The organism is Mucilaginibacter sp. P1_A3 (genome assembly GCF_056406855.1).
Window position 1 is genome coordinate 143,944 of record NZ_JBFTZJ010000008.1, and the last position, 26,661, is coordinate 170,604.

At 42.5% G+C, this 26,661-nt stretch carries 26 protein-coding genes and 1 pseudogene; 14 read left to right on the forward strand and 13 right to left on the reverse strand.

Annotated elements, in window-relative coordinates; translation table 11 throughout:
* The first annotated feature begins 19 nt into the window (after positions 1-19).
* Together AC1D0K_RS18145 and AC1D0K_RS18150 are read left to right on the forward strand one after the other, a co-directional pair.
* Entirely contained in the window at positions 20-400 is a 381-nt protein-coding gene (locus tag AC1D0K_RS18145; protein WP_295720743.1) for a response regulator, read from the forward strand.
* A complete protein-coding gene (locus AC1D0K_RS18150; RefSeq protein ID WP_477390549.1) occupies positions 397-1,257 on the forward strand; it encodes a BadF/BadG/BcrA/BcrD ATPase family protein in 861 nt (286 codons plus the stop codon). Before AC1D0K_RS18145 ends, AC1D0K_RS18150 begins: the two co-directional genes overlap by 4 nt.
* Positions 1,258-1,279: 22 nt before the next feature.
* Here AC1D0K_RS18150 and lnt read toward each other — a convergent pair whose 3' ends face one another.
* The 3 genes from lnt to rsmI are packed head-to-tail and all read right to left on the reverse strand — an operon-like array spanning position 1,280 to position 4,187.
* Entirely contained in the window at positions 1,280-2,905 is a 1,626-nt protein-coding gene (lnt, locus tag AC1D0K_RS18155) for an apolipoprotein N-acyltransferase (RefSeq protein WP_477390551.1), read from the reverse strand.
* Between the two features lie 18 nt (positions 2,906-2,923).
* Positions 2,924-3,460, reverse strand: a complete 537-nt coding sequence (locus AC1D0K_RS18160) for a DUF1572 domain-containing protein (RefSeq protein WP_477390553.1) — start codon at positions 3,458-3,460, stop codon at positions 2,924-2,926.
* Between the two features lie 7 nt (positions 3,461-3,467).
* Complete coding sequence (rsmI, locus tag AC1D0K_RS18165; protein WP_295720739.1) at positions 3,468-4,187, reverse strand: 16S rRNA (cytidine(1402)-2'-O)-methyltransferase; 720 nt, start codon at positions 4,185-4,187, stop codon at positions 3,468-3,470.
* A 170-nt stretch (positions 4,188-4,357) separates the two neighbouring features.
* Between rsmI and serS the strand changes: the two genes are divergently transcribed.
* Complete coding sequence (gene serS / locus AC1D0K_RS18170; protein WP_477390555.1) at positions 4,358-5,629, forward strand: serine--tRNA ligase; 1,272 nt, start codon at positions 4,358-4,360, stop codon at positions 5,627-5,629.
* Positions 5,630-5,966: 337 nt separating this feature from the next.
* On the opposite strand, the gene AC1D0K_RS18175 is transcribed toward serS, so the two are convergent.
* Together AC1D0K_RS18175 and AC1D0K_RS18180 are read right to left on the reverse strand one after the other, a co-directional pair.
* Entirely contained in the window at positions 5,967-6,380 is a 414-nt protein-coding gene (locus tag AC1D0K_RS18175) for a hypothetical protein (protein ID WP_295720737.1), read from the reverse strand.
* A gap of 260 nt (positions 6,381-6,640) precedes the next feature.
* Positions 6,641-6,796 (reverse strand): hypothetical protein, encoded by a 156-nt coding sequence (locus AC1D0K_RS18180; protein WP_477390557.1) that lies wholly within the window; start codon positions 6,794-6,796, stop codon positions 6,641-6,643.
* A gap of 73 nt (positions 6,797-6,869) precedes the next feature.
* On the opposite strand from AC1D0K_RS18180, the gene AC1D0K_RS18185 reads away from it, so the two are divergent.
* Positions 6,870-9,548: a ThuA domain-containing protein gene (locus AC1D0K_RS18185; RefSeq protein ID WP_477390559.1), complete on the forward strand. Its 2,679-nt coding sequence runs from the start codon at positions 6,870-6,872 to the stop codon at positions 9,546-9,548.
* Positions 9,549-9,633: 85 nt separating this feature from the next.
* Here the strand turns inward: AC1D0K_RS18185 and gltX are convergent, their stop codons facing one another.
* Positions 9,634-11,163, reverse strand: coding sequence for a glutamate--tRNA ligase (gene gltX / locus AC1D0K_RS18190; protein WP_477390561.1), 1,530 nt, complete (start codon positions 11,161-11,163; stop codon positions 9,634-9,636).
* Positions 11,164-11,386: 223 nt separating this feature from the next.
* On the opposite strand from gltX, the gene AC1D0K_RS18195 reads away from it, so the two are divergent.
* On the forward strand, positions 11,387-12,601 hold the full coding sequence (locus AC1D0K_RS18195) for a sensor histidine kinase (RefSeq protein WP_295720734.1): 1,215 nt from the start codon (positions 11,387-11,389) through the stop codon (positions 12,599-12,601).
* A complete protein-coding gene (locus AC1D0K_RS18200; RefSeq protein WP_477390564.1) occupies positions 12,576-13,094 on the forward strand; it encodes a DinB family protein in 519 nt (172 codons plus the stop codon). Before AC1D0K_RS18195 ends, AC1D0K_RS18200 begins: the two co-directional genes overlap by 26 nt.
* 81 nt (positions 13,095-13,175) lie before the next feature.
* Here AC1D0K_RS18200 and AC1D0K_RS18205 read toward each other — a convergent pair whose 3' ends face one another.
* The 3 genes from AC1D0K_RS18205 to dusB form a co-directional block, all read right to left on the reverse strand.
* Positions 13,176-13,550, reverse strand: coding sequence for a DUF6249 domain-containing protein (locus AC1D0K_RS18205; RefSeq protein WP_295720732.1), 375 nt, complete (start codon positions 13,548-13,550; stop codon positions 13,176-13,178).
* Between the two features lie 439 nt (positions 13,551-13,989).
* Positions 13,990-14,376, reverse strand: a complete 387-nt coding sequence (apaG, locus tag AC1D0K_RS18210) for a Co2+/Mg2+ efflux protein ApaG (protein WP_295720731.1) — start codon at positions 14,374-14,376, stop codon at positions 13,990-13,992.
* 48 nt (positions 14,377-14,424) lie between these two features.
* Positions 14,425-15,417, reverse strand: coding sequence for a tRNA dihydrouridine synthase DusB (gene dusB / locus AC1D0K_RS18215; protein ID WP_295720730.1), 993 nt, complete (start codon positions 15,415-15,417; stop codon positions 14,425-14,427).
* A 40-nt stretch (positions 15,418-15,457) separates the two neighbouring features.
* Between dusB and AC1D0K_RS18220 the strand changes: the two genes are divergently transcribed.
* From AC1D0K_RS18220 to AC1D0K_RS18235, 4 genes and pseudogenes are all read left to right on the forward strand, one after another.
* Positions 15,458-16,405 carry a lysostaphin resistance A-like protein gene (locus AC1D0K_RS18220; protein WP_477390568.1) on the forward strand — a complete coding sequence of 316 codons (948 nt, stop codon included), beginning with the start codon at positions 15,458-15,460 and terminating at the stop codon, positions 16,403-16,405.
* Positions 16,405-16,617 (forward strand): putative signal transducing protein, encoded by a 213-nt coding sequence (locus tag AC1D0K_RS18225; protein WP_295720728.1) that lies wholly within the window; start codon positions 16,405-16,407, stop codon positions 16,615-16,617. The genes AC1D0K_RS18220 and AC1D0K_RS18225 overlap by 1 nt, the downstream gene beginning before the upstream one ends.
* A complete protein-coding gene (locus AC1D0K_RS18230; RefSeq protein ID WP_477390571.1) occupies positions 16,614-17,450 on the forward strand; it encodes a phosphatidate cytidylyltransferase in 837 nt (278 codons plus the stop codon). The genes AC1D0K_RS18225 and AC1D0K_RS18230 overlap by 4 nt, the downstream gene beginning before the upstream one ends.
* A gap of 26 nt (positions 17,451-17,476) precedes the next feature.
* Positions 17,477-18,130 (forward strand): annotated as a pseudogene (locus AC1D0K_RS18235) (phosphatidylserine decarboxylase family protein); the annotation flags it as partial.
* A gap of 335 nt (positions 18,131-18,465) precedes the next feature.
* Here the strand turns inward: AC1D0K_RS18235 and AC1D0K_RS18240 are convergent.
* The 4 genes from AC1D0K_RS18240 to AC1D0K_RS18255 all read right to left on the reverse strand — a co-directional run bounded on the left by AC1D0K_RS18240 (position 18,466) and on the right by AC1D0K_RS18255 (position 21,616).
* Complete coding sequence (locus AC1D0K_RS18240) at positions 18,466-19,248, reverse strand: MlaD family protein (protein WP_477390573.1); 783 nt, start codon at positions 19,246-19,248, stop codon at positions 18,466-18,468.
* A complete protein-coding gene (locus tag AC1D0K_RS18245) occupies positions 19,245-20,036 on the reverse strand; it encodes an ABC transporter ATP-binding protein (RefSeq protein WP_477390575.1) in 792 nt (263 codons plus the stop codon). Before AC1D0K_RS18245 ends, AC1D0K_RS18240 begins: the two co-directional genes overlap by 4 nt.
* 1 nt (position 20,037) lies before the next feature.
* The gene (locus tag AC1D0K_RS18250) at positions 20,038-20,814 is read right to left on the reverse strand and encodes an MlaE family ABC transporter permease (RefSeq protein WP_477390577.1); all 777 of its coding nucleotides are present in this window, start codon (positions 20,812-20,814) and stop codon (positions 20,038-20,040) included.
* Between the two features lie 91 nt (positions 20,815-20,905).
* The gene (locus AC1D0K_RS18255; protein WP_477441506.1) at positions 20,906-21,616 is read right to left on the reverse strand and encodes a pirin family protein; all 711 of its coding nucleotides are present in this window, start codon (positions 21,614-21,616) and stop codon (positions 20,906-20,908) included.
* Positions 21,617-21,701: 85 nt separating this feature from the next.
* On the opposite strand from AC1D0K_RS18255, the gene AC1D0K_RS18260 reads away from it, so the two are divergent.
* From AC1D0K_RS18260 to mnmG, 4 genes are all read left to right on the forward strand, one after another.
* Positions 21,702-22,358, forward strand: a complete 657-nt coding sequence (locus tag AC1D0K_RS18260; protein ID WP_477390581.1) for an NAD(P)H-binding protein — start codon at positions 21,702-21,704, stop codon at positions 22,356-22,358.
* A complete protein-coding gene (locus tag AC1D0K_RS18265; RefSeq protein WP_477390583.1) occupies positions 22,355-24,217 on the forward strand; it encodes an ABC-F family ATP-binding cassette domain-containing protein in 1,863 nt (620 codons plus the stop codon). Before AC1D0K_RS18260 ends, AC1D0K_RS18265 begins: the two co-directional genes overlap by 4 nt.
* 1 nt (position 24,218) lies before the next feature.
* Complete coding sequence (locus AC1D0K_RS18270; RefSeq protein ID WP_477390585.1) at positions 24,219-24,464, forward strand: CBU_0592 family membrane protein; 246 nt, start codon at positions 24,219-24,221, stop codon at positions 24,462-24,464.
* Positions 24,465-24,786: 322 nt separating this feature from the next.
* Positions 24,787-26,649 (forward strand): tRNA uridine-5-carboxymethylaminomethyl(34) synthesis enzyme MnmG, encoded by a 1,863-nt coding sequence (mnmG, locus tag AC1D0K_RS18275; RefSeq protein WP_477390587.1) that lies wholly within the window; start codon positions 24,787-24,789, stop codon positions 26,647-26,649.
* Positions 26,650-26,661: the final 12 nt, after the last annotated feature.

A 26,661-nucleotide genomic window follows, 5' to 3' on the forward strand; every position in this document is an offset into this window, starting at 1 on the left:
AAACACATATATTTGGTGTATGTCTATCCCTTACAAAATTTGCTTGTTAATCGATGATAACTACATCGATAACTTTGTTACGCGCAAGGTTTTAGAGGCCAGCAATTTTGCCGAGACGATAATTGTGCGTCAATCGCCAACGGAGGCTATTGATTCACTCAGGTCTGGCATTGTTAAGCCTGATGTTATCTTTCTTGATATCCGTATGCCTACCATGGATGGGTTTGAGTTTTTGCAGGAGTATGATTTGCTGGAAATTGATAAGGAGAACATAAAAATATTTATGCTTTCTTCTTCGCTTGATCCAACTGATATGCAACAATCAGCTGACAATAAATACATTACCCAACTTATACATAAGCCGTTAACCACAAAAGCCCTTGAAGAACTTAGTGCATGATCTTAGTAGCCGATAGCGGATCGTCAAAAACAGACTGGTTGCTACACATCCCTCAACAGGAACCGGTAGCTTTTAAAACAGCGGGGTTAAACCCGTACTTTTTAAGCGAAAAAGAAATAGCCAAAATAATTCATGACCAGGCGCCGGGAATGCTTGCCTATGCCGATAGCATTGATGAAATTTATTTCTTTGGAGCCGGCTGCTCCAGTCCGGACAGGCACGAAATTGTATCAAATGCCATCAGCCTCCATTTCCCTAAAGCTTATGTCTCTGTTGATAGCGATCTTTTGGGCTGTGCTTATGCAACGTGTGGTCACGAAAAAGGTATTTGCTGCGTGATGGGTACTGGATCAAACATCTCTTTTTTTGATGGACAGGAAATATTTGAAGGCCAACATGGCTTGGGGTATGTTTTGGGCGATGAAGGATCGGGTACATGGTTTGGCAAAACCCTGATCACCGATTTTTTATATGGCCGGATGCCTGCCGAGATCAATGAACGGTTTGAAGAAGCCTACCACCTGAACAAGGATATCGTCATCAAAAATGTTTATCAAAAGGCTAACGGCAACACTTACCTCGCATCCTTCTCTAAATTTGTAAGTGAGATTAAAACCACTCCGTACGGACAGGAAGTTTTACAGCGGGGCTTATTGGAATTCATCGAAACCAACATTAAATCGTACCCTGAATATCATAAATACAAATGCCATTTTGTAGGATCGATAGCCTTTTTTTTTGCTGAAGAGCTTACCGCGCTTTGCCACACGCAAGGTGTAAAAACCGGCAAGATCATTAAGCAACCCATCAGTGATCTAATGGCGTTTATCTTAAAACGAAATGAACAGTTAGCTTAAACAATACGTTTCAATATTTTTCTTAAGCCGCAATCGCCCTCTTTTTCAGCCGCGGCTTTATTACAATAAACAGCATAAGTAATACCGCAATACTGCTTCCAGCCTTTGGCAAGTAATCGCCATGCTCAACGTAAAAGGTAAGATCGGAGTTAAGATTAATATCCTGTTTGATGGCCGTTTTTGTCCACCATTTGGTTTGCTGTACAATATCGCCGCGCTGGTTGATGAATGCCGAGATACCTGTATTTGCAGATCGCGCTACCCACCTGCGGGTTTCAATGGCGCGTAACTTAGCATAATCGAGGTGCTGATCTTTGCCCGATGTATTTTCCCACCAGCCATCATTGGTAATAATGGCGATGAACTGCGCCCCTTTTTTAACAGAGCGGGCCACGTATCCCCCCCAGATTGATTCAAAACAAATAACCGGATCAACCCCTATCCCGCTTTGCGAATAAAAAACTTCTGCATCAGGCTGACTGCCGTAAGCACCTGTAGCACCGCCCAAATGCTCAAACACCGGCTTTAAGAACGATAAGGCATTGCCAAAAGGTAATGACTCTGCTCCCGGCACCAGGCGCGATTTATGATAAAACTGTACTTTATCCCCGTTTTCGATATTCATAGCCGTGCTAAAATTATCTGCAAATAAGTCTGGCTGTTGGGTTGGGCTGGCCGTTGGTGTTTTGCGGGTATTGTATAGCTTGTAGGTTTCAGCGCCGGTTAACAGGTTGCCGTTCTTGTAATTGCGTAAAAAGTAATGGGCCTGTTTATAGTACGTGTTTTGCAGGATCTTATCCTCGTCCATATATTCAGGAATCGCAGTTTCAGGCCATAAAAAAAACTCGGTATTGGGCTGGGCTATCTGTCGCGACAGGTGAATCATCACATCAATTTGCAAAGCAGCAGGTATAACGCCCTCCTTATCGTAAGGATCAATATTAGGCTGAACGGCAACTATATTAGATGGATTTTTTTGCTCGGTATAATTATAATAAGTGAATAACGAAAAGCCAATTGGCAGCAGTATCGTAAACACAAAAGCGGTGATGAGTTTAAGCCGAACCTGTTTTGGTTGGGCTTCGCGCATCCCAACGTAAATTAAAAAGGCCAGGATGTTTACAGCCCATATCCAAATAGTACCGCCGTAAACCCCGGTATACTCATACCATTGAATCCATTGGTGGGTTACTGCCAGGCCATTGCCCAGTGTCATCCATGGAAAATTCAGGTCCCAGCTTTGGTGCAGGTATTCGTAGGCCATCCAAAGGCAAACCAATCCTGCCAGGCTCCAACCCCGGTTGGTTAACAGGCGCAAGCGATAATACAGCCAGCAAGCAGTAGCCATTAGCAGTGGCCCCAGCGCATATGGTATTAGTGTAATAGGTATGGCCACTAAATTGCCAACTTGTTTAAGGGCGTTGTATACCCAATATATAGATGCTGTATTCCAAACAAAAAAGCCGATAAAGCTTACATTAAAAATCTGTCGGCCCTTTTTTGCAGCTGTTGATTCGATGATGTTCTCCATCGCCAGCAGCATGGGTACAAAACCAATAAAAAGCAGGAAGGTAGTGTAAGGAGTTGGCGGCCATGCTATCCAAAGTAATAAGCCGGAAAGTATGGCTAAGGGAAGATTTTTTTTCATTAAATGTATAATGTGGTCTTATTTGATAGTATCGTTTGGAGCCGAAAATTTAGCTGCATTGAATGTTTCTGATTCGCCTTTAGGGATTGACAGCGATTTCCATTTTGAACCGGCAATCATCTTTCCAATAAACACAATCTGCCCCACGTGATATGGATAATGTGCCAGCTGCCTGTTAATTGCGTCTACTACGTTATGTGGTTCGTTGCGGATATAAATAGTTTTTTGCCAATCATCGGGCGTTATTGAACTTAATGCGGCAAACAGGCATTCCCAACCCTCATTCCAAATATTTAGCAGTTCGGCGCGGGTGTTAATTTCATCTTCAAACTCGGCATCTCTCTTGCGCCATGGTTTCTCTCCGTCGGCATTTAAAAAGTCCGACCATCGCGACAGCATATTACCGGATAGATGCTTAATTATAATGGCGATACTATTGCTTTCATCATTGAAGCGCCAAAATAAATCGGCATCATTCAGCTGCTCAAAGGTTTGCTCCCCAAGCATTTTGTAATAAGCAAATCGCTTTATTGCACTATCCAAATAAATTTCCATAATCGGCTTATTCTTCGGTTTCTTCTTCCCTGTATTTATCTTTAGATGATTTTGCTTCGGCTCCGGCCACACACATTACAAACTCACCCTTTAACGGATGTGTTTCAAAATACAGCTTCACTTCGGTAACAGTACCCCTTACGGTTTCTTCGAACATTTTAGTTAGCTCGCGCGATACCGAGATCTGCCTGTCGGCACCAAAATAAGTAGCCATTTCATCCAGCGTTTTCAATAAACGATGTGGCGACTCATATAGTATGATGGTACGCTCTTCCTGGGCCAGGAATTTATACCGGGTTTGCCTGCCTTTTTTCAATGGCAAAAAACCCTCAAAGCAAAACCTATCTGTAGGGAAACCAGAGTTTACCAACGCGGGCACAAAAGCTGTAGCGCCGGGCAGGCATTCCACATCAATATTAAACTTTAAAGCTTCGCGAACCAGGAAAAAACCCGGGTCGGATATGGCTGGTGTACCGGCATCGGATATGAGCGCGATATTTTTTCCTTCCAGCAAAAATTTCACTATCTCGTTTGATGACTGGTGCTCATTATGCTGATGGTGCGAAAACACTTTCTGATGAATATCAAAATGTTTAAGTAAGGGGGCAGATGTTCGCGTATCCTCGGCCAGGATCAGATCAACCTCTTTCAATACACGAATCGCTCTGAAGGTGATATCTTCCAGGTTGCCAATTGGGGTGGGTACTAAGTATAGTTTACCGGGCATTTTTTTAGTTTGCAGTTAACAATGGGCAGTGGGCTTTCCGTTCGCAGTTAGTGATTAGCAGGGGACTTTGTTTGCCTTCAAAATGGCATTGCAAACCTATTCCCGAAAAAAACTGCAAACTGCACGCCGCAAACCGCCAACTGATTATATCTTTGTCAAAAAATAAAATAATGCTGCAAGTTAGTTATATCCGTGATAACAGGGAACAGGTTTTAGAACGTTTGGCTGTAAAAAATTTTAAACAGCCCGAACTGGTTGATGAGATAATAGGGTTAGATGATAAACGTCGTTCAACCCAAACCAGTATGGATACTGTTTCGGCCGAGGCCAATGCTGCCGCCAAACAAATTGGCGAGCTGATGCGTGCCGGCAAAAAAGCCGAAGCTGAAGAGGTAAAATCAAAAACAGGAACCTGGAAAGAAGATATAAAAAAGTTTGCCGAGCAACTTGCCGCAACCGAGGAAGATCTATATCAAAAACTGGTATTACTCCCTAATTTGCCACATAGCTCTGTACCAAAAGGCTTAACCCCCGAAGAGAATGAGGTGGTTTTAGAGAACGGCGCTAAGCCTGAATTGCCTGCAAATGCTCTGCCACATTGGGAGCTGGCAGCAAAATACAGCTTGATAGACTTTGAACTTGGGGTTAAAATAACCGGGGCCGGCTTCCCGGTATATAAAAACAAAGGAGCCAAACTTCAACGCGCCTTAATCAATTATTTTATTGATGAGGCAGAAAAAGCTGGCTACAGCGAAGTCAGCGTACCATTGATGGTTAATAAAGATTCTGGTTTTGGTACCGGCCAACTTCCTGATAAGGAAGGACAGATGTATTTTGTAAATGAAGATGAATTATACCTCATCCCTACCGCCGAAGTACCTATCACCAACCTATACCGCGATGTGATACTTAAAGGAGATGATCTGCCGGTTAAAAACTGCGGCCATACGCCATGCTTCCGTCGCGAAGCAGGTTCATACGGTGCACACGTACGCGGACTTAACCGCCTGCACCAGTTTGATAAGGTGGAGATTGTACAGATAGCGCACCCAGATAAATCATACGAAACCCTGGAGCTTATGAGCGCTCATGTGCAGGGATTATTGCAAAATCTTGGGCTGCCCTACCGTGTATTGCGCCTTTGCGGCGGCGATATGGGTTTTGGATCGGCTTTAACCTATGATATGGAAACCTGGAGTGCCGCTCAGCAACGCTGGCTGGAAGTTTCTTCCGTATCCAATTTCGAAACCTTCCAGAGTAATCGCCTTAAACTGCGTTTCCGCAATGCCGAAGGTAAAACTCAGCTTGCCCATACCCTTAATGGTAGCGCATTGGCTTTGCCGCGTATTGTGGCTACATTACTGGAGAACAACCAAACAGAAAGGGGCATTAAGATACCGGAGGTATTGGTGCCTTATACCAAGTTTGAATGGATTGATTAAAACTACGGCCCCTTTTAAGGGGCTATTTTTTTGTTCCTGCTTTTTTTCAGCTCAAATACCTGCACAAAGCAAGGAGATAGCTGTATGTGGGGACACAAATTACTGGAATACCCCCTCCCATTGCGAAATGATGATTATTTAGGCTAAAGCCATGCTTGGATAATACTTTCTATCCGTTGGTTGAAACCAACGGCAATGAAGAATTGAAGGTAAATAACGCTTTAATTCATTGCCGTCCCATTTATGGGGCGGATAAATAGATAGCAAGAGGGGCTTTAGCCAAATCATGGCCATACTCACAAACAGCCTGCACAAAGCAAGGTGTTAATACACTTTTCTAATTTGAAGTTCTTACAAGCAAACCCAAAAGGCTAACATCGAAAACATTGGCAAATGCATTTACGATTCCATTGCTTTTTTCAGTTTTCTCGAAATCATGGGGATAAAAAATGTGATCGACACCAAGGGCTTTTAGTAGGCTATCAACCTTTGTGTGCTCTTTTTGCTTGTAGCAGCAGATCTTAATTTTACCGTATGCCGGGTTTGATTGCAGTCGCCGTAATATCTTTTCAATATCATTGGTCAGGTGATCATAGTCCAATATCACTACATTGGGCTTTTGCTCATGTATAGATGGAAAGATATGACTCGTTGCCGAGATGTGCCTGAATTGTTTGTTATTAGACAACAACTCTACCGAGAAAGTTTCGGGAGCAATCAATAGCACATTCTTAGATCGTACGCGGATCATAGCCAGTTAATTAAGGGACTTAAAAGTACTGGATAAAGTTCAGTTTGCCAACAAATTATTGCTTTTTGTATTAAAAATAATACCCAACACTATAATTTATTGCAAGTTTAATCGCTATCGGCAACGCGATTTCTTTGCGAGATAAAAATTTGCTTTTGTGTGAATTTTATTAGGCCCGTTTTGTCAGGCGATATTACTTTTTCATCCAATAATCCATCAGCCTGTTATAATCTCTTTCGGCACGCTCAACCAAAGAAGGTTTAATTATGCAGCTCATCTTTATAAACCCAGGTAAGTACCTTGCCCTTTTCGGGATCAATAAACCTAACGGCTTTGAAATATTTACCTGTTATGCCAATAACACGGATAAGGTTGCCAAAATTTAAGATGTAATATTTAAGATACGAAACTCGCAATCGATTGTTTTTTTTATCTTTAGAGCCGAAAAATTACTAATTCCGCCAAACCATCATAACCCATATTTAAACTATGCGATTTAAATCCACCCTGCTCCTTGCGCTCAGCGTACTGGTGTTTAATTTTAGTAAAATAGTTGAGAAGCCCAAAATACTGGTGTTTACCAAAACATCGGGTTATCATCATGCTTCTATCGCCGTGGGTACAGCGGCCATTATAAAGCTCGGCGCCGAAAACAATTTTTCGGTTGATACCACCTCCGATGCCGCGAAGATCACCGAAACAACCTTAAGCAAGTATTCGGCTGTTGTGTTTTTAAGCACAACCGGTTATATGCTTAATAATTACCAGCAGGCCGATCTGGAACGCTATATGCAGGCAGGCGGTAATTACGTAGGCGTACACGCTGCCGCGGATGCCGAGTATGACTGGCACTGGTATGGCCGCTTAGTGGGTGCCTACTTTGATAGCCACCCAGCCATGCAGGAAGCCGTTTTAAACGTTATTGATAAAAACCATCCATCAACCCGCGCCCTGCCCGATACCTGGAAGAGGACCGACGAATGGTACAATTTTAAATCCATCAGCAAAAATATTCATGTACTCATCACTATTGATGAAAACAGCTATAAGGGAGGCATAAATGGCGTTAACCACCCTATGGCCTGGTACCATAATTTTGAGAACGGCAGAGCATTTTATACCGAGCTTGGCCATACCGATGAATCATACAGCGACCCGGCCTATTTAAAACATTTGCTGGGCGGTATTCAATACGCCATTGGCGATAACAAAAAACTGGACTATTCTAAATGTATCACTTTACGGGTGCCCGAAGAAAACCGTTTTTCAAAAACCTCGCTTATACAAGGCACTTTTTATGAGCCAACCGAAATGACCATATTACCCAACCTGGATATTTTGGTAACCCAGCGCCGCGGCGAAATCATGCTGTTTAAAAATGCTACTAAAACAGTGAAGCAAGCGGGCTTCTTAGATGCTTATTTTAAAACCCGTACCAAAAAAGGAGTAAATGCCGAAGAAGGTGTTTTAGGAATACAGGCCGATCCGGATTTTAAAACCAACCATTACGTTTACATTTACTACAGCCCGTCTGATACTTCGGTTAACCGCCTTTCGCGCTTTACCATGACTGGAGATACCATTGATAACAAATCAGAAAAAATAGTATTGCAATTGTACTCGCAGCGCGAGATCTGCTGCCATACCGGCGGCTCCGTAGCCTTTGGGCCCGATCATACCCTTTTTCTATCTACCGGCGATAACACCACCCCGTTTGATGAAGGCAAAAAACAACCCCATGATACGCACGCTTTTGCGCCGCTGGACGATCGCCCGGAGTATTTAAACCATGATTCCAGGCGTTCGGCAGGTAACACCAACGATTTACGGGGTAAGATATTAAGGATAAAAATAAAAGATGATGGTACCTATACCATCCCCGAAGGAAACCTGTTTAAACCAGGGACAGCCGGCACAAGGCCAGAAATTTATGTAATGGGTGACAGAAACCCCTACCGCATAGCCGTAGACAAAAAGAACGGCTACCTTTACTGGGGCGAAGTTGGCCCCGATGCCAATAATGACAGCTTAGCCACCAGAGGACCGCGTGGTTACGACGAGTTTAACCAGGCCAAAGCCGCAGGCTACTTCGGGTGGCCATTGTTTATCGGTCCAAATATCCCTTACCATGCCTACAATTATGCAACCGGCGAATCCGGACCAAATTTTGATCCCTTGCACCCGATAAATGATTCAAAAAACAACACAGGTTTAAGAGAGTTGCCACCCGCCCAACCGGCATTTATCTGGTACCCTTACGGCGAATCGAAAGAATTTCCGCAAGTTGGCTCCGGAGGCCGCACCGCTATGGCTGGCCCTATTTATTATACAGACCTGTATCCAAAAGCTACCCGCCTGCCAGATTATTATAACAAAAAAGTGTTTTTTTACGACTGGATTCGTGGCTGGATAAAAGTGCTTACCCTGCAGCCAAACGGCGACCTGGATAAAATGGAACCCTTTATGGCTACAAGCAAATTTAACGCGCCTATTGACATGGAAACAGGCCCCGATGGTAGGATATATGTTTTGGAATATGGCTCAGGCTGGTTTACCAAAAACAAAGATGCCGGCCTGGCACGTATTGATTATAACACCGGTAACCGCGCCCCCGAAGTAAAAGCGATAGCCGCCAATAAACTGTATGGCAAATTGCCATTGCCTGTAGTATTTACGGTAACAGCAACCGACCCCGAGAAGGATAAATTGACCTATACCTGGAACCTGGGCAATGGTATCAAAAAAACAACTCAGCTGCCAAAGCTGCTTTACACCTATACCAAAAAAGGCACCTACAATGTTTCTGTTGAAGTTAAGGACGACCGGGATGCCGCCACCCTAAGTAAAACCATAGCCGTTTTGGCCGGCCAGGATTCGCCCGATATGAAACTAAAAATGGCCAGCATGCAAGCAAACGCTGCCGGGAAGACGCTCATGATGTCGTTAGATTGCCAGGCATGCCATAAGGTATCCGAAAAATCAGTAGGCCCGGCATTTACCGAGGTTGCAAAGAAGTACCCTGGTAATGCCGCTTCAACCAGTCACCTGATTAAAAAGGTAACAACAGGAGGCCACGGTGTTTGGGGCGATGTGGATATGCCCGCGCATCCAAACCTGAAACCAGCCGAAATCAAACAAATTATTAACTGGATATTTTCGTTAAAATAACATCATCCACCATAATAAAAAAAGAGGGCCGTCAAAGCCCTCTTTTTTTATTATTACATCGCATTGCAAATTAAAAGCTCTCCCTTCAGGGGGCTGGGGCGCTAAACGCCTCCAAAGCTTTCTCTATCCTGCTTACGGTTTCTTCTTTACCTAACAAAGCCGCTATATCAAATACATGCGGGCCAAACTTGCCGCCAACCAGCATAATGCGGAAGGGCAGCATCACATCCCCTACTTTTAGCGTCTTTTCTTCGGCAAGGGCTTTAAATTTGGTTTCCAGGTCATGAGCTTCGATATCACCACCTGTGCTTAACAACTCCGTTAACGCACCAAAGAAATCCGTTTTTACATCTGTCCATTTTGGTTTTACAGCATTCAGATCATACTCCATAGGCTGCTCAAAAAAGTAGCCTGCCTGCTGATAAAAATCAGGCAATACCACACAGCGGTCTTTTACCAGGTTGATAACCGTTTCCAGTTTTTCATCATCCGTAACGACAATTCCTTTATCTGCCAAAACCTTGCTAACTGCCGGCTTCAAACTACCAACTTCCGAACGTTTTATCCATTCGGCATTGAACCATTTGGCTTTCTCAAAATCAAACTTGGCGCCGGCTTTGCTGACCCGCTCTATCGAGAATTTTTCTATAAGCTCATCCAGTGTAAATATTTCCTGGTCGGTACCATCATTCCAGCCCAAGGTGGCCAACAGGTTTAAAAACGCTTCGGGCAAAAAGCCCAACTCGCGGAAACCAGGGGTAAGTTCGCCGGTTTTTGCATCAAACCAAGTCATGGCGTATACCGGGAAACCCAGGCGTGCGCCATCCCGTTTGCTCAATTTACCATGGCCATCTGGTTTTAATATCAATGGTAAATGCGCCCATTGCGGCATCTCGGCTTTCCAGCCCAGGTATTCCCAAAGCAGCAAATGTACTGGTGCAGATGGCAGCCATTCTTCGCCGCGGAAAGCGTGCGAAATTTTCATCAGGTAATCATCAACCACTACAGCCAAATGATATGTAGGCATCCCATCGGCTTTCAACAAAACTTTATCGTCAACCTGGTTGGTTTCAAAACTTACATGCCCGCGTATCATATCATTAAAGCTTACTGTTTCATCAGCAGGCATTTTTATGCGGATAACGTGAGGTGTATGCGCGTCCAGCAAGGCATCCACCTCGTGCTGCGGCAGCGAAATGGAGTTACGCAATGTTTCGCGATAAACCTGTCCGTATTGAAAGTTGGGAATCTCCTTACGGTTTTTATCCAACTCTTCGGCTGTATCAAAAGCATAATAGGCATGCCCCTGCATTACAAGGCGTTCGGCATATTCGCGATAAATGCACTTCCGTTCGCTTTGGCGATATGGTGCAAAAGGCCCTCCCTCAACCGGACTTTCATCCGGGTGTAAACCACACCATTTAAGGCAATCTAAAATATATTGCTCGGCACCTTCCACGTAACGGGTCTGGTCGGTATCTTCAATTCTCAAAACAAAATCGCCATGATGTTTTTTGGCGAATAAATAGTTAAACAATACGGTACGAACACCACCCAGGTGCAAACCACCTGTTGGGCTTGGCGCAAAACGAACTCTTACTTTTTTATCGGTCATGATGGCGCAAAGATAAGGTTATTTTAGATGTGCCGATTTCAAATTTCAGATGTGCAGATGATTTGAAAATTTGTTTATTTGAAGATTTGAAAATGTTAAATCTTGTTAATTTTCGTTTACATCTATTTGTTTTTTCCCAATCTGCACATCTGAAATCTATAATCTGCACATCCGCCTATCTGTACTTCTGAAATAATTTTACGTTATTTGAGGCTTGGCCAGCATGAACCCATATCAGCAAAAAAAACGGTGGAAGTATTTACTACTCGCGTTCGCGGTTGTAATTGCCAGCGGTTCCCTTATTTATACCCGGTACCTTGTTAAAAACATTGCCCGGTCTGAACGAACGCGTGCGCAGGTTTGGGCCATGAGCATGAGGCAGATCCTAAACTCCGACGATAACGACTTTTTGCAATATACGATAGCCGTGCGCGACAGTTTAATTGTACCGGCCATTGTTACCGATGGCAAAGGAGACATTCGCTTATCCCGCGGATTGGATACTACCAAAACCTTTATCGATCTTCCATCCGTAGGCAACAAGAAAAAATACGACCCTGATTATTTTAAGGCTGAGCTGGCATACATGAAAAAACAGCACGAACCTATTAAGCTCCAGATTTTGGGCGAGGAGACTCTAGTATTTTATAAAGACTCTCCCCTGTTGCAGCAATTACGGATTTTCCCTTATATCCAGTTAACGGTTATTGCTATATTCCTGCTGATGGCATATACGGCATTTAGTTCATCCCGCAAATCTGAGCAAGACCAGGTTTGGGTTGGTTTGGCTAAAGAAACCGCTCACCAGCTGGGCACCCCGATATCATCATTAATGGCATGGATAGAGTTGATGAAGGAAAAATTCAACGCAGAAGATGATGTGCTGGTGGCCGAAATGGAAAACGATGTAAAACGGCTGGAAATTGTAGCCGATCGTTTCTCAAAAATCGGATCAAAACCTGTATTGGAAGAGCATGGTGTTTATGAAGTAGTGAAGGATTATGTTGATTATTTTAGGGTGCGTGTAAGTAAAAACATCAGTTTTGAAATGAGTGGAAACCCCCACCTTAAAGCTGGCCTTAACGTACCGTTGTTTGATTGGGTAATAGAGAACCTGCTTAAAAACGCCGTTAACGCCATAGACGGAAAAGGTAGTATTAAGGTTGATATTAGTGGCAATAAAGTAAAGAACCAGGTATTTATTGATGTAACGGATACTGGTAAAGGCATCCCGCGCTCTAAATTTGATACCGTTTTTCAGCCGGGATATACCACCCGTAAACGCGGTTGGGGATTGGGCTTGTCCTTAACCAAACGCATGATAGAGAACTATCACAATGGCCAGATCTTTGTAAAAGATTCTGAAGTAGGCAAGGGTACAACCTTTAGGATAGTATTAAAAAACACACGCAATGATAATAAGCAAACCAAGTCCTGATGAATATTCGCCATTTGCGGCGGGCTATGTTGGCCTTGTGCCCAATGAAAACGTAATTGAATTATTGGAGCAATTGATGACATCAAGCTACCAGCTGTTCAGCAATCTTACCAGCGAGCAAGCTGCTTACGCGTATGCTCCCGGCAAGTGGACCGTTAAGCAAGCCCTTAGCCACATGATAGATACAGAGCGGACTTTCGCCTATCGGGCACTGGTGTTTTCGCGTAATCATGTAGAACTACCAGGATTTGACCAGGATATTTACGTTAATAATAATGATTTAAGTAAAGTCAGCATCAGTGATCTGGCCGAAGAATTTAAAGCTGCCCGCTTATCAAATATCTATATGATCAAAAGCTTTAGCGATGATCAGTTACTGCGCGATGGCATAGCCAGCAATAGCCGGTTCACTGTTAGGGCATTTGTTTACATGCTGGCCGGGCACGAGCTACACCACCTGAATATTTTTAAGGAGCGGTATGGTATTGGGTAAAATCTCCACAAGTTCAGATAAATAAAAAAGTCGCGGTTAATTAAATAACCGCGACTTTTTTATTTTTGACTAAGGGTTCTCTTATTTCTCTAATCTCACATCTTCCCTATCCAATACTTCCTTTTTCTCTATCTTATATGACAGGAACAAGCCCGCGCCACCAAAGATGGCTATAAGTGATAAGTAAAGGAAAAACACATCATCATCCATGCTACGAAATACGGAGTGATCTAAAATAAAAGCAAGGAACAATCCTATTCCTGAGCCGATAAGTAATAACCCCCATTTTAAGTTTTGGTAAGGTGCTGATTGTGGTTTGTAACTGCGTGGATCCATGCCACGTTCAATCATTGCCATTCTTTCGCGCTTGTACAGGTAAATGATTGCAAAGATCATTGCGAAAAAGCCAAGTGAGATAACAATGCCTGCTAATATTCCTAAATTCCCGGTATCCATGATTTCTATAATTTATTATGTTGTTAACTTTTTTGTAATCACCACTATTGGTGTATTTGTAAGTTATGACAACATGATTTTAAAGGAGGTTACACCTACTTGTAAAGTTTTTTTAAGGAAAGCAAAATAGCGCTTTGTTATTCTCAGGAATGTTAAAGATGGTGGAAGGTGAAATGACATTTCAAAAAAGGCTGTCCTGCTGAGCCTGTCGAAGCATGTGGGCAAAGGCCTCTGCGCGCGACCCTTCGACAAGCTCAGGGTGACAGCCCTTTTTAGAAATTCACTTACATCAACAAACGCATCATAAGTAGCATCGCCGAGAATAGATGCTTCAAGCGTTACCCAAGACAAACTTTTGTTGGTTATCAAAAAAGTCCTATCAAACAAAAAGCCTGAATGATTACTCATCCAGGCTCCTATATCTTATTTTTTTATTATTTTAATTCATCCTGTAAGGTGCAATCAAATAAAATTCGGGAATCTGTACATTAAAGCTGGCATTGTCCAGTAAACGGTTCATTTGATACTCGCCTTTCATACTGCCCATATCGGTTTTAAGATTACAGCCCGATACATATTCATGTGAATGCCCTGGTTCAATAACCGGTTGCTGGCCTACCACCCCTTCTCCCTCAACTTCACGTTTGGCTCCGTTAGAATCAAAAATATACCAATGACGGCTAATTAATTGTATGGCGTAGTTGCTCATATTTTCGATATTCACCTTATAAGCAAACATAAAATGATCATTAGCCGGATTAGAATATTCGGGCTGGTATATGGTTTCTATGGAAACCTTAACGCCTTCTGTTATAGTGGTAACCATGTGCATTTAATTTCTTATTAATTTAAATATAATGAATGGGAGCAAATATTAGGCCATTTCAATGGCATATTTTTCATCTATTTCGGCGAGTATCTGTTGTACTTCGTCCAGGGTGCCGGCGGTCACTAACCTCATCCGGAATTCTTTAAAATGATCTATCCCTTTAAAGTAATTGGAGTAGTGCCTGCGCATTTCAAAGATCCCTGTTTTAGGACCTTTCCATTCTATTGATTTTTGCAAATGGGTTGAGCATGCTGCAATCCGCTCGGTAATGGTGGGCTTATCTAAATGTTCCCCGGTATTAAAGAAATGTTTTATCTCCCTAAAAATCCATGGGTAACCAATTGCCGCCCGGCCTATCATCATGCCATCTACGCCAAATTCCATTTTCCAATTGGCCGCTTTTTCCGGGGAATCGATGTCTCCGTTACCGAAAATGGGGATTTTTATCCGCGGGTTTTTTTTAATATCCCTGATTAATGACCAATCAGCCACGCCTTTATACATCTGGGCCCGGGTACGGCCATGTATGGTGAGGGCTTTAATACCAACATCCTGCAGGCGCTCGGCCACTTCATAAACATTTTTGGTATTATCATCCCAGCCTAAACGGGTTTTTACGGTTACGGGCAGGTGTGTTGCTTCAACAACAGCCTTGGTCATGGCCACCATTTTGTCAATATCCTGTAATAAACTGGCGCCTGCACCGCGGCAAGCTACCTGTTTTACCGGGCAACCATAATTGATATCCATTAAATCGGGACCGGCAAGAGATGCTATCTCGGTAGCTTCGCGCATATGGTCGATATCGCTGCCGAAGATCTGGATACCTATAGGGCGCTCATACTCAAATATATCAAGCTTCGCCCTGCTTTTGGCGGCATCACGAATCAATCCTTCTGATGAGATGAACTCCGTGTACATCATATCCGCGCCATGTTGCTTACACACATAACGGAAGGGAGGATCGCTCACATCTTCCATCGGCGCCAGCAACAGCGGGAACTCTCCTAAATCAATATTTCCTATTTGTACAGACATGCTTATCTTTAGCCCTGCAAAAATAAGCATTTTACCCCAAATGATACAAGAACCCACAAAGGACTACATACAGCAGACAAATCAGCCATCTATATTTGTACAATTTTTAGCAATTGTGGGTATAACCATTGGCCTGGTGATTGTTTTTTCGTTTATCGCAGCTGGGATAATACTCGCTATATTCGGCTTTAAAACGCTTGGCGATACCTTTAGTTTCAATACGCAAAACCCGCATGTTGGCGCTACGTTATGGATATTGCAAATAGTGAGTACCACACTACCATTATTTGTTGCCCCGGTGCTTTTTGCAAGGTTCATTGTATCAGATACCGCAACTTATTTAAAACCAACCTTTAAGTTTCTGCCCATTTTTTTATTGCTCATATTCACCATCATGCTGTTTTCATCGCCTGTAATGGAGATGTTAAGTAATATCAATCAAAAGCTATCATTACCTGCAGCGCTTAAAGGGCTTGAAGATAAACTACGTGCTATGGAGCTATCAGCGCAAAAAGCTACCGAGGCTATGCTGAATATGAAAAGCATCTGGGCTTTGCTGTGGGCATTGTTTGTGGTTGGTTTATTAACGGCCATTGCCGAAGAGTTTTTGTTTCGCGGTGTAATTCAAACTATTTTTATTAGATGGACCCGCAATAAACATGCTGCCATATGGATAACAGCCATCCTTTTCAGCGCTTTTCATATGGAGTTCTTTACTTTTTTGCCAAGGGTATTCCTGGGAGCCATGTTTGGTTATTTTGTTGCCTATAGCGGCAGCATATGGACGGGTGTTTGGGGTCACTTTTTAAATAATGGCTCCGCCGTGCTTATCACTTACTTATTTCAGCACAAAACCATTAAATTAGATCCCGATGATCAACACGTATTTAATTACCCCCTGTATGCTATTAGCATAATAATTGTTTTATTTTTGCTTTTTATATACAGGTATGTTGCAATTGGTAAAAAGCCAGAGTTAAGTAATTGATGGAAAAAAACTGGATCAAAATTTTCACTTCATCCAATTTTTATCAATCAGAGATTGTTAAGCAAGTGCTTATCGGGCACCATATTGACACCGTTTTATTAAACAAACAAGATTCATCGCACCGGGCCTTTGGCGATATTGAAGTTTACATTCATCAGGAGGATTTTAGCAAGGCCATTGAGATCATGATCCTCAACCAAATTAATTTATGAGATTACGCGCCATTACAGGCTTCTTTTTCATCATCGTGATGATTGCCTCCACCTTATTGGGTACATATGTTTTCAGTTTGTTTTACCTTGTGCTGGCATCATTTTGCCTTTATGAGTTTTATAAACTCATAAAACAAAACACAGCGCAACCAAACATTATTGCGGGGTTAACTTACGGTGCATTACTCTTCGCCGGAACCGCGTTATTCTTTTACCCCGATCAATTTACTTCAACTGCATTAAACGGAAATCATGCTGTTATAAAGCTGCTTCTTTTAATTCCACTTGCCGGTGCTGCGGTATTTATGCAGGAACTATATAAGAAAACACCTGCCCCATTCAGTAATATCGCCTTCACCTTTTTGGGAATCATATTCGCTGTAATCCCTTTCGCATTTTTTCATGCAATGGCTTTTATCGGCGGCAACTTTAACTTCCATATCCCGCTGGCATTTTTGATTATTTTATGGAGTAACGATACCGGCGCTTACCTTGTAGGCAGCAAAATGGGTAAAACAAAACTATTTGAAAGGCATTCACCCAAAAAAACTTATGAAGGTTTAATTGGCGGTATTATCATCAGCGCGGTTGCAGCGCTTATATTGGGTCATTTTTATACAGAGCTTACCTGGAAACAATGGGTTACCATATCAATCCTCATTTCATGCTTTGGTACCATGGGCGATTTAGTTGAATCCATGTTTAAACGCAGTATTAATGTAAAGGATAGCGGAGGCATATTGCCAGGCCATGGCGGCCTCCTGGATAGGTTTGATGGCTTATTAATGGCCGCACCAATTGTTTATGTATACCTGTACTTCATTTCAAATTAGTAATTTTGTAATAAATCACCTATAACATGACTTTTCATAAAGAAGGATACACCTCACTGGCCATCACCGTACTGTTTATTTTTGTGCTCAATGCACTGATACAGTTCTATTTTCCTGAAGCGCATACGTTAAAATGGATCATCTACATTTTATCGGGCATTTTCTTTTTGATCATAGTGCAGTTTTTCCGCAGCCCATTCTTTGATATCAGCATCGATGAAACTACGGTGCTTTGCCCTGCCGATGGAAAAGTAGTGGTGATAGAAGAAACTGATGAAACAGAGTTTTTAAAAGACAGACGTATCCAGCTATCGGTATTTATGTCGCCGGTGAATGTACACGTAAATCGTAACCCCATATCGGGCGTGGTGAGCTATTTTAAATATCATAAAGGTAAATACCTGGTAGCCTGGCACCCCAAATCATCAACCGAGAACGAACGTACCACAGTTTGCGTTCAAAACAGCGAAGGAGTATCGGTATTGTTCAGGCAAATTGCCGGTGCATTGGCCCGCCGCATTGTATGGTATGTAAAAGAAGGCGATATTGTTGAACAAGGCCAGCAATTTGGCTTTATTAAATTTGGATCAAGGGTTGATGTGTTTTTGCCATTAGGCACCAAAGTATTAGTAAATATTGGCGATGTTGTGAAAGGTGGCAGAACTATCCTGGCCGAACTGCCAAGCGCAATAACTGAGGTAACGGCAAAACCTGCCGCTAAAGTAATGCCCGTTAATGATCCCGAACCAACTATAATCATCAACGAGGCACACCAACAGGAGTTGCCACTGGTTATTGATCATCCAGAGGTTGAAAAACCAAAACCTGCGGTTAAAAAGGCTGCTCCTAAAAAGAAACCCGCGGCTAAACCTGATGGAAAAACGGAGTAAAACCGATAATATTTAGATCGTTCAGAAATAATTTCTTCCCTATCGATTGAAAGATTTATAAAAAAGCAAAGGCCACGAAAATCGTGGCCTTTGCTTTTTTAACGCTACTGCTATCCGTTTGAATTTTAATTGTCCGCTTTATCCTTAGCTGCCTTTTCCTTTTCTTTCTGTAGATTTTCCTGTACTTTTTTGATGGAATCCTGTTTTGCTTTTGCCGCTTTTTTCTTTTTATTAAAGAAGCCCTTTAACAGGAAATTTGATTGTGCGGCCTTCAGGTCTTCATTTAAAGTACCCGTAGTGGCATGTACGTTTTTCATGGTTGTTTGTGCCTGTTTTACCGTACTTTCCAGGCTTCTGGACAGGCTTTCATTATTTAAAAGGCGACCAATACTACCCTTGCCGCTGTTGATCTTGCCAACAATTTCTGCCAGGCTTGCAGTCATCGATTCTGCATTATCAGCCACCTTGGTAAGTTTGACTATTATCTTGTCCACATCCACCGGGTTTACAGATCCCAACCTGCCCCCATCCTGTACTTCCTGGGTGCTGGTTACGCCCCCGGGCGCCAAAACAACCAGTTTATCGCCCATTAAACCATCGCTGCCTATACTCAGCTTAGAATCGGCTTTTACAAACTTTTTCACGTTGTTGTTAAGCGTAAGGTCAACCCTTACCGAACTATCTGTTACGATATTTATAGCCTGCACTACTCCAACGTTTATACCGGCAAAACGCACGTTATTGCCCACTTGCAGGCCGTTTACATTTTTGAATGTGCCGTAAACCGTAAAGGTGGAGTTGAACATTCCTTTTTGGTTACCAATGAAGAATACAGCCAAAACCAATACCACCAATCCGGCGAAGGTAAATAGTCCAATTTTTATTTTTTGCGATGATGTGGTTCTCATGTTGTTTCGTTAAAAAATGATCTTACAAGTTCGTTATCCGATTTTTGGAGCTCTTTCCAGGTACCTTCGGCTATATATTCTCCATCGTTCATGATCACAATGCGGTCGGCCGTTATACGGGCACATTCCAGGTCGTGAGTAATGATGATAGATGATGTTTTATATTTTTTTTGCATATGGAGTATGAGTTCGCTTATCTCGCGCGAGGTTATGGGATCAAGCCCTGTGGTTGGCTCATCGTAAAGCATAATCTCCGGGTTTACAATCAACGTGCGGGCCAGCCCTACCCTTTTACGCATCCCTCCGGATAGATCTGAGGGCATTTTATCAATCGCCTCAAGCAATCCAACGTTGTCCAGCACCTCTTCTACCTTTTTGTCTATCTCTGCCTGGTCTTTCAGCCTAAGTACCCTGGTGAGCGGGAATTCGAGGTTCTCGCGCACGGTCATACTATCATATAAAGCGCCGCTCTGGAACAGGAAACCTATTTTAATGCGCAGCTGCTTCAGTTCCTCATCGCTCATATCGGCCACATCTTCACCAAAAACCTTCAGATCGCCTTCATCGGGCTTCAACATGCCTACTACGCATTGTATGGTAACAGATTTACCCTCGCCCGATTTGCCCAGCACCACCATATTCTCGCCGCGTTTCAGATCAAAGGTTATATTTTTCAATACCTCTTTTTCTCCAAAAGCTTTCTTTAAACCACTGGCGTGAATAACAACCTCATCCTTAGGTTTCTGCGGCTTTTTATTTATGCCGTTAATTTCTTTCTCTGCCGCCATCTTACCTATAAAATAATATACTGGTGATTTGAACAGCTATAGCATCAATAACAAAAATCCAGAGGGACGCTGTTACTACGGCAGAGTTTGCCGCGATACCCACGCTTTCGGTACCTTTATTGGAGTGATAACCCTTATAGCATCCCACAAAGCCTATCGCGAAGCCAAAAAATATAGTTTTAACAAGCGCCGGTAAAAAGTCGGAGAAATCAAGCGAGCCGATACATTTATTAAAGTAGAGTGAAAAACTGATGGCATCAGTGATATTAAGGGCCAGAAAGCCCCCGAAAAGCCCTATAACGTCTCCAATTACAGATAGCAAAGGAACCATCAATGTGGTAGCTAAAATACGGGTAACAACCAGGTATTGGATGGGGTTAGCACCGGATACTTCCATAGCATCTATTTGCTCGGAAACCTTCATACTACCCAGCTCGGCGCCTATACTGGAGGCTATTTTTCCGGCACAGATAATGGCCGTAATTACAGGGCCCATTTCGCGGATAAAAGATACCGCGAGGGTTTTAGGCAGCATACTTTCGGCCCCAAGTGCAACAAGCGATGGCCTCAGTTGAAGAATGAGCACAAACCCCATGATGAAGGAGGTAATGCCTACCAACATCATGGAGCGATAGCCTATTTCATAACATTGCCTTACAAATTCAGACCACTCAAAGCCTCCCGCAAATATGTTTCTGAAAAACCGGCCGAAGAAAACGCATTGTTCACCAATGCCCATCATCCATTTTCGCCAACCCGTAATTGCTTGTTCTGCCATATGATACATTATAAATTCGACAGATAAAACAACCTACCGTCAAAATGTTTTGCAGTTCAGGAAAATTAACCTTTAGGGTCGGCTTGCAGATTTATGACATTGGCACATCAATGATCAGGTATCGGGATATCTCTTCGGTTTCAATTGTAAATGAACTGGTATCATAAACACCCATCGCGTCTCTTTTGTTTAAAGTGTCACCATTTAATTTAGCCTTCCCATCTAACAGGAACACGTAAGCGCCATTTCCGGGAGTTTTTATAGTATAATTAAGCGCTTTCCCGGCTTCAAAAGTACCCATGCTAAAAGTAGCATCCTGGTGTAAACAAAGGGTACCCTCCCCTTTTCCAGGTGATACCATAACCGTTAACTCATTTAATTTAAACACATCTTTAAAACTTTTTTGATCATAACGAGGCTGCACGTTTCTTTCTCTCGGGAAAATCCAGATCTGAAGCGTTTTGGCGGTCTCGGTTGCAGATGCATTATATTCTGAATGATAAACTCCTGTACCGGCCGACATCACCTGCACATCACCAGCGTTGATCACTCCTTTATTACCCATGTTGTCCTGGTGCTCCAGGCCACCTTCCAGCGGGATGGTCACTATCTCCATATTATCATGCGGATGCAGTCCAAAGCCTTTGCCCCCCGCTATAATATCATCGTTTAAAACCCTTAAAACCCCAAAATGCATCAGTTCGGGATTGTAATACGGGCCAAAACTGAAAGAAAAATTAGCTTTCAACCAGCCTATATCATTTTTACCACGTTCGTTTTCAGGATAAAATATTGTTTTCATTGTTATATCTCCATTTATATGTTTAAACATACAATATTCATTCCACAAATTAAATATGTGTATTTTTGCAAAAAGTTAATAACCTATGGCAAATAAAGCTATTATTGCAGGTTCAACCGGACTTATTGGCAGTAAATTGCTCCAGATTTTGCTGCGCGAAACGTTTTATGATGAGGTTTTAATCCTGGTGAGGAAAAAAATTGATATTCAGCATAAAAAATTAACGCAGCTGGTGGTGGATTTTGACCAATTGGATACGTATGCCAACGCTATAACAGGGCATGCTCTGTTTTGCTGTTTAGGTTCAACCAAAGCTAAAACACCCGATTTGAAAGTCTATCACAAGATAGATCATGATTATCCCTTACAACTGGCACAATTAGCGCATAAAAATGGCGTTAAGCAATATCATTTAGTCTCTGCCATAGGTGCAAACGCTTCTTCGGGCAACTTTTATACAAAGGTGAAGGGAGAAACAGAGGATGATATTACAAAGGTGGGAATAAACTCTACCTATATATACAGGCCATCATTATTAACCGGCGACAGGCAGGAAAAGCGGTTGATGGAAAAGATTGCAGGCGGACTTGCGAAAGTGATTGATCCGTTGCTGATGGGCAGTTTAAAAAAATACAGGAGCATACCTGCCGAAACCGTGGCATTGGCCATGTACAAACAATCAACAAAAAATGAGGTGGGTGTATTTGTGTACCCGTCAAACGTAATAAAACAACTATCGTGAGTACTTATCTATCCGCCGAGAATCTTGGCCATCAATTTCATGACAACTGGTTATTTAAAAATATAACCATAGGCATTAACCGCGGTCGCAGAGTTGCGCTGGTTGGCGTTAATGGCGCCGGTAAATCAACTTTATTAAAATTACTGGCTGGTTATATTAAACCAACCGAAGGCAAGGTAGTGCAGGCCCGTGATCTTAACATGGGTTACCTGGAGCAGGATCCAGGTTTTAAAGATGCGGTTACCATCAGCGATTACATTTTTCATGCTGATGATGTGCAGCAGCAGATGATTCGTAAATACGAAGAGTTATTGGAAAACGACCCGGACAATGCCAAAGCCATTGAAAAAATAATGGAAGAGATGAGCGAGGTGGATGCCTGGGAATATGAATATAAAATTAAAACCATTTTGGGCCGGTTGGATATCCACCATCTTAATCAGCCTATCACTACCCTATCGGGCGGGCAAAAGAAACGTTTGGCATTGGCTAAGCTATTAATTGAAGACCCGGATATTTATATTTTAGATGAGCCTACCAACCACCTGGATATTGATACCATTGAATGGTTGGAGAAATTATTGACCGATGGATCAAAAACCATATTAATGGTTACGCACGACAGGTATTTCCTGGATAACGTTTGTAACGAGATATTGGAAATTGACCGGGGTAAAATAGTACCCTACAATGGCAGCTACGGTTATTACCTGGAGAAGAAAGCAGAGCGCGACGCAGCTGATGATGCAGCATTTCAAAAAAATAGCAACCTACTGCGTAAAGAGTTGGAATGGATGCGCCGCCAGCCACAGGCTCGGGGTACCAAATCAAAAGCCCGTATTGATGCCTATTATGATTTGGAAGATAAAACCAAGAGTGGCGGTATCCGCGAAAAAGTTGAACTAAGCGTTAAAACAGCGCGCCAGGGAAACAAGATCATGGAGATGGAACATCTTTATAAAGGTTTCAACGGCAATACCTATATCGATAACTTCAGCTATATATTTAAAAAAGGCGATCGTATTGGTTTAGCCGGGAAGAATGGCACGGGTAAATCAACGCTGCTTAATTTAATAACCGGCGCTTTACAGCCAGATAAGGGAACCATAGTAAAAGGTGAAACCACGGTGATTGGCTATTTTCACCAATCGGGTATTGTTTTTAAGGATGATGAACGGGTTATAGATATAGTAAAAAACGTAGCTGAGTTTATTACCATGGCCGATGGTAAAATGATCTCGGCCTCTGCCCTACTTACCTTATTCCTGTTTCCACCTGCTAAGCAGTATGGCTTTATATCTAAACTAAGCGGTGGCGAAAAGAAACGCCTGCAGCTGATGAGCATCCTGATGAAGAACCCAAACTTCCTGATCCTGGATGAGCCAACCAATGACCTGGATATTGATACGCTGAATGTTTTGGAAGAATTTTTAACCAATTATTCGGGCATATTAATGATGGTATCTCACGATAGGTATCTATTAGATAAGCTAACCGACCAGCTATTTATTATGGAAGGACAAGGCCAGGTACGCATATATAATGGCAACTATTCATCATACAGAATAGAGCTGGAAGAAGCCAAGCAACAAAACAAAAAAGGCCCAGTTGCGCCAACCCCTGCACCTGCTGCTAAAAAAAGCAAATTAAGCTTTAAAGAAGCCAAGGAACTGGAAACAACCGAAGCTGAAATTACCGTGATAGAAAACCAAATAAAGGATAAAACAGAACAGCTAAACAAGGTAGGTATCGAACTTGTAAAGCTGAACGAGATAATGGCGCAGATAGCTGATTTAAACAAAAAACTTGATGCAAAAAGCGCCCGTTGGATTGAACTAACTGAGCTTAAAGAAGCATAAAATGAAACTATCAGATATCATAGCATCGATAGGTGTTATCATTTTATTGATAGCCTTTGTACTTAATTTAATCAACAAGCTATCATCAGAAAGCAAAGCTTATAAGCTGATGAATTTTATAGGTGCAGGTACTTGCTGCTACGCTTCTTACATGGTGAGTTTCTACCCTTTTGTGGTATTAGAGGGTGTTTGGGGTACTGTAGCACTGGTGTCATTATTAAAGGTTCCACGTGGAACATCAGTATAAAAGAGGTAATTTTGAATATAAAAAGACCTGTCAGTAACTATAAACAGGTAGTTTATTTCAAAAAAAGAACAAGTAAATTAAAAAAAAAGTGAAGACTTATAATAAGCACGATCTTTTAAACTAAAACAATTACCCCTGCCTACATACCCTTATAAACGCAGGCAGAGGTTAATTAAAACACCGGCTAATCAGCCAAAATAATAACAATATATACTCCATGTTCCACGTGGAACATGGAGTATAAAGACGCTCATAACGGCAAATATCTGCCGTTATATATAGAGAGATTTTGATTGTTCCACGTGGAACATGGAGGTATAAAATGTTTAGGAAATATAACGTTATTGTGGTTGGCGCCGGGCATGCAGGCTGTGAAGCTGCTGCTGCCGCTGCCAACCTGGGATCATCTGTTTTGCTCATCACCATGAATATGGGCACCATTGCACAGATGAGTTGTAACCCCGCCATGGGCGGTGTTGCCAAGGGACAGATAGTGCGCGAGATTGATGCCATGGGTGGATATTCGGGAATAATCACGGATAAATCATCTATTCAATTCAGGATGTTAAACCAGTCAAAAGGTCCCGCTATGTGGAGCCCAAGAGCACAAAGCGACCGTATGCGCTTTGCTGAAGAATGGCGTTTAGCATTGGAAAGAACCCCCAATGTTGACTTCTGGCAAGACACTGTAGCATCCCTCTTAGTAAAGGGAAATACCGTTGCAGGGGTGCGTACATCACTGGGTGTAGAGATAGAAGCAGACTCAGTAGTGCTTACCAATGGTACCTTTTTAAATGGCATCATCCACATAGGCGAAAAGAAATTTGGCGGTGGCCGGGCTGGTGAAAAATCAGCAACAGGATTAACCGAACAACTATCACAATTAGGTTTTGAGGCCGGCAGAATGAAAACCGGTACCCCACCCCGCATTGATGGACGTAGCCTGAATTACTCGTTGATGGAAGAGCAATGGGGCGATGAAGACCGCGGTAGATTTTCCTATACCGATGTAGAGATGATTAAAGAACAACGTTGCTGCTGGATCACCTATACCAATACCAACGTACACGAAACCTTAAAAGAAGGTTTTGAAAAATCGCCAATGTTTACTGGCAGAATCAAAGGATTAGGTCCGCGTTACTGCCCTTCTATAGAAGATAAGATCAACCGTTTTGCTGAGCGCGACCGTCACCAGATTTTTGTAGAACCCGAAGGTTTAAATACAGTAGAGATCTACGTAAATGGTTTCTCTACCTCCCTGCCAGAGGATGTACAATACAAAGCATTAATCCAGATCCCCGGATTTGAGAATGCTAAAATGTTCCGCCCGGGTTATGCCATCGAGTATGATTACTTCCCACCTACCCAACTGGGATTAACTTTAGAAACCAAGCTAATCAGTAACCTTTACTTCGCCGGGCAAATCAACGGAACTACCGGATATGAAGAAGCCGCATCACAAGGTTTCATCGCGGGTATTAATGCGCACCAAAAAATCAATGATAAACATGAGCTCATTCTGAAAAGATCTGAATCATATATTGGTGTTTTGATTGATGATCTGGTAACCAAAGGTACCGAAGAACCCTACCGCATGTTTACCTCGAGGGCAGAACACCGCCTGCTTTTACGCCAGGACAATGCAGATATCCGCCTCTCTCCTATGGCCCACGACCTGGGTTTAATCAGCGATGAGCGTTTAGAAAAGGTAAATCAGAAAGTAAAAAACTCGGATGATATTGTGGCCTACACCCGCAGTAAGTCTATCGATCCATCAGCAGTAAATGGCTTGTTGGCAGAATTAGGTACTTCGGCCATTAACCAGGGCGCTAAGCTTTTCAATTTGTTGAGCCGCCCGCAGATTGGATTTAACGATCTTAAAACAGCCGACAGCGGTTTAGAGGAAATGTTATCGACCTACGATAAAGAAACAATTGAGCAGGCTGAAATAAAAATTAAATATGAGAGTTATTTTATAAAAGAATTGGAAATTGTAGACCGGATGAAAAAAATGGAAGACCGGGAAATCAATCCAAATTTTGATTATCATACTTTGGTGTCACTATCAAAAGAAGCACGTGAAAAATTGATGCGCATAAAACCGCGCACTTTGGGCCAGGCTTCACGAATTTCGGGCGTGTCGCCATCAGATGTTTCTGTTTTGATGGTTCATGTATCAAGATAATACGTAAAGTAC

Coding starts and splice junctions, on each gene's coding strand:
- AC1D0K_RS18240 (WP_477390573.1), bottom strand. CDS start 19,248: ATGAGAACCACATCATCGCAAAAAATAAAAATTGGACTATTTACCTTC.
- AC1D0K_RS18225 (WP_295720728.1), top strand. CDS start 16,405: ATGGAAAAAAACTGGATCAAAATTTTCACTTCATCCAATTTTTATCAA.
- serS (WP_477390555.1), top strand. CDS start 4,358: ATGCTGCAAGTTAGTTATATCCGTGATAACAGGGAACAGGTTTTAGAA.
- AC1D0K_RS18255 (WP_477441506.1), bottom strand. CDS start 21,616: ATGAAAACAATATTTTATCCTGAAAACGAACGTGGTAAAAATGATATA.
- AC1D0K_RS18195 (WP_295720734.1), top strand. CDS start 11,387: ATGAACCCATATCAGCAAAAAAAACGGTGGAAGTATTTACTACTCGCG.
- AC1D0K_RS18200 (WP_477390564.1), top strand. CDS start 12,576: ATGATAATAAGCAAACCAAGTCCTGATGAATATTCGCCATTTGCGGCG.
- AC1D0K_RS18150 (WP_477390549.1), top strand. CDS start 397: ATGATCTTAGTAGCCGATAGCGGATCGTCAAAAACAGACTGGTTGCTA.
- apaG (WP_295720731.1), bottom strand. CDS start 14,376: ATGGTTACCACTATAACAGAAGGCGTTAAGGTTTCCATAGAAACCATA.
- AC1D0K_RS18260 (WP_477390581.1), top strand. CDS start 21,702: ATGGCAAATAAAGCTATTATTGCAGGTTCAACCGGACTTATTGGCAGT.
- AC1D0K_RS18250 (WP_477390577.1), bottom strand. CDS start 20,814: ATGGCAGAACAAGCAATTACGGGTTGGCGAAAATGGATGATGGGCATT.
- AC1D0K_RS18185 (WP_477390559.1), top strand. CDS start 6,870: ATGCGATTTAAATCCACCCTGCTCCTTGCGCTCAGCGTACTGGTGTTT.
- AC1D0K_RS18220 (WP_477390568.1), top strand. CDS start 15,458: ATGATACAAGAACCCACAAAGGACTACATACAGCAGACAAATCAGCCA.
- AC1D0K_RS18175 (WP_295720737.1), bottom strand. CDS start 6,380: ATGATCCGCGTACGATCTAAGAATGTGCTATTGATTGCTCCCGAAACT.
- AC1D0K_RS18145 (WP_295720743.1), top strand. CDS start 20: ATGTCTATCCCTTACAAAATTTGCTTGTTAATCGATGATAACTACATC.
- AC1D0K_RS18270 (WP_477390585.1), top strand. CDS start 24,219: ATGAAACTATCAGATATCATAGCATCGATAGGTGTTATCATTTTATTG.
- AC1D0K_RS18245 (WP_477390575.1), bottom strand. CDS start 20,036: ATGGCGGCAGAGAAAGAAATTAACGGCATAAATAAAAAGCCGCAGAAA.
- AC1D0K_RS18160 (WP_477390553.1), bottom strand. CDS start 3,460: ATGGAAATTTATTTGGATAGTGCAATAAAGCGATTTGCTTATTACAAA.
- mnmG (WP_477390587.1), top strand. CDS start 24,787: ATGTTTAGGAAATATAACGTTATTGTGGTTGGCGCCGGGCATGCAGGC.
- rsmI (WP_295720739.1), bottom strand. CDS start 4,187: ATGCCCGGTAAACTATACTTAGTACCCACCCCAATTGGCAACCTGGAA.
- lnt (WP_477390551.1), bottom strand. CDS start 2,905: ATGAAAAAAAATCTTCCCTTAGCCATACTTTCCGGCTTATTACTTTGG.
- dusB (WP_295720730.1), bottom strand. CDS start 15,417: ATGTCTGTACAAATAGGAAATATTGATTTAGGAGAGTTCCCGCTGTTG.
- AC1D0K_RS18205 (WP_295720732.1), bottom strand. CDS start 13,550: ATGGATACCGGGAATTTAGGAATATTAGCAGGCATTGTTATCTCACTT.
- AC1D0K_RS18230 (WP_477390571.1), top strand. CDS start 16,614: ATGAGATTACGCGCCATTACAGGCTTCTTTTTCATCATCGTGATGATT.
- gltX (WP_477390561.1), bottom strand. CDS start 11,163: ATGACCGATAAAAAAGTAAGAGTTCGTTTTGCGCCAAGCCCAACAGGT.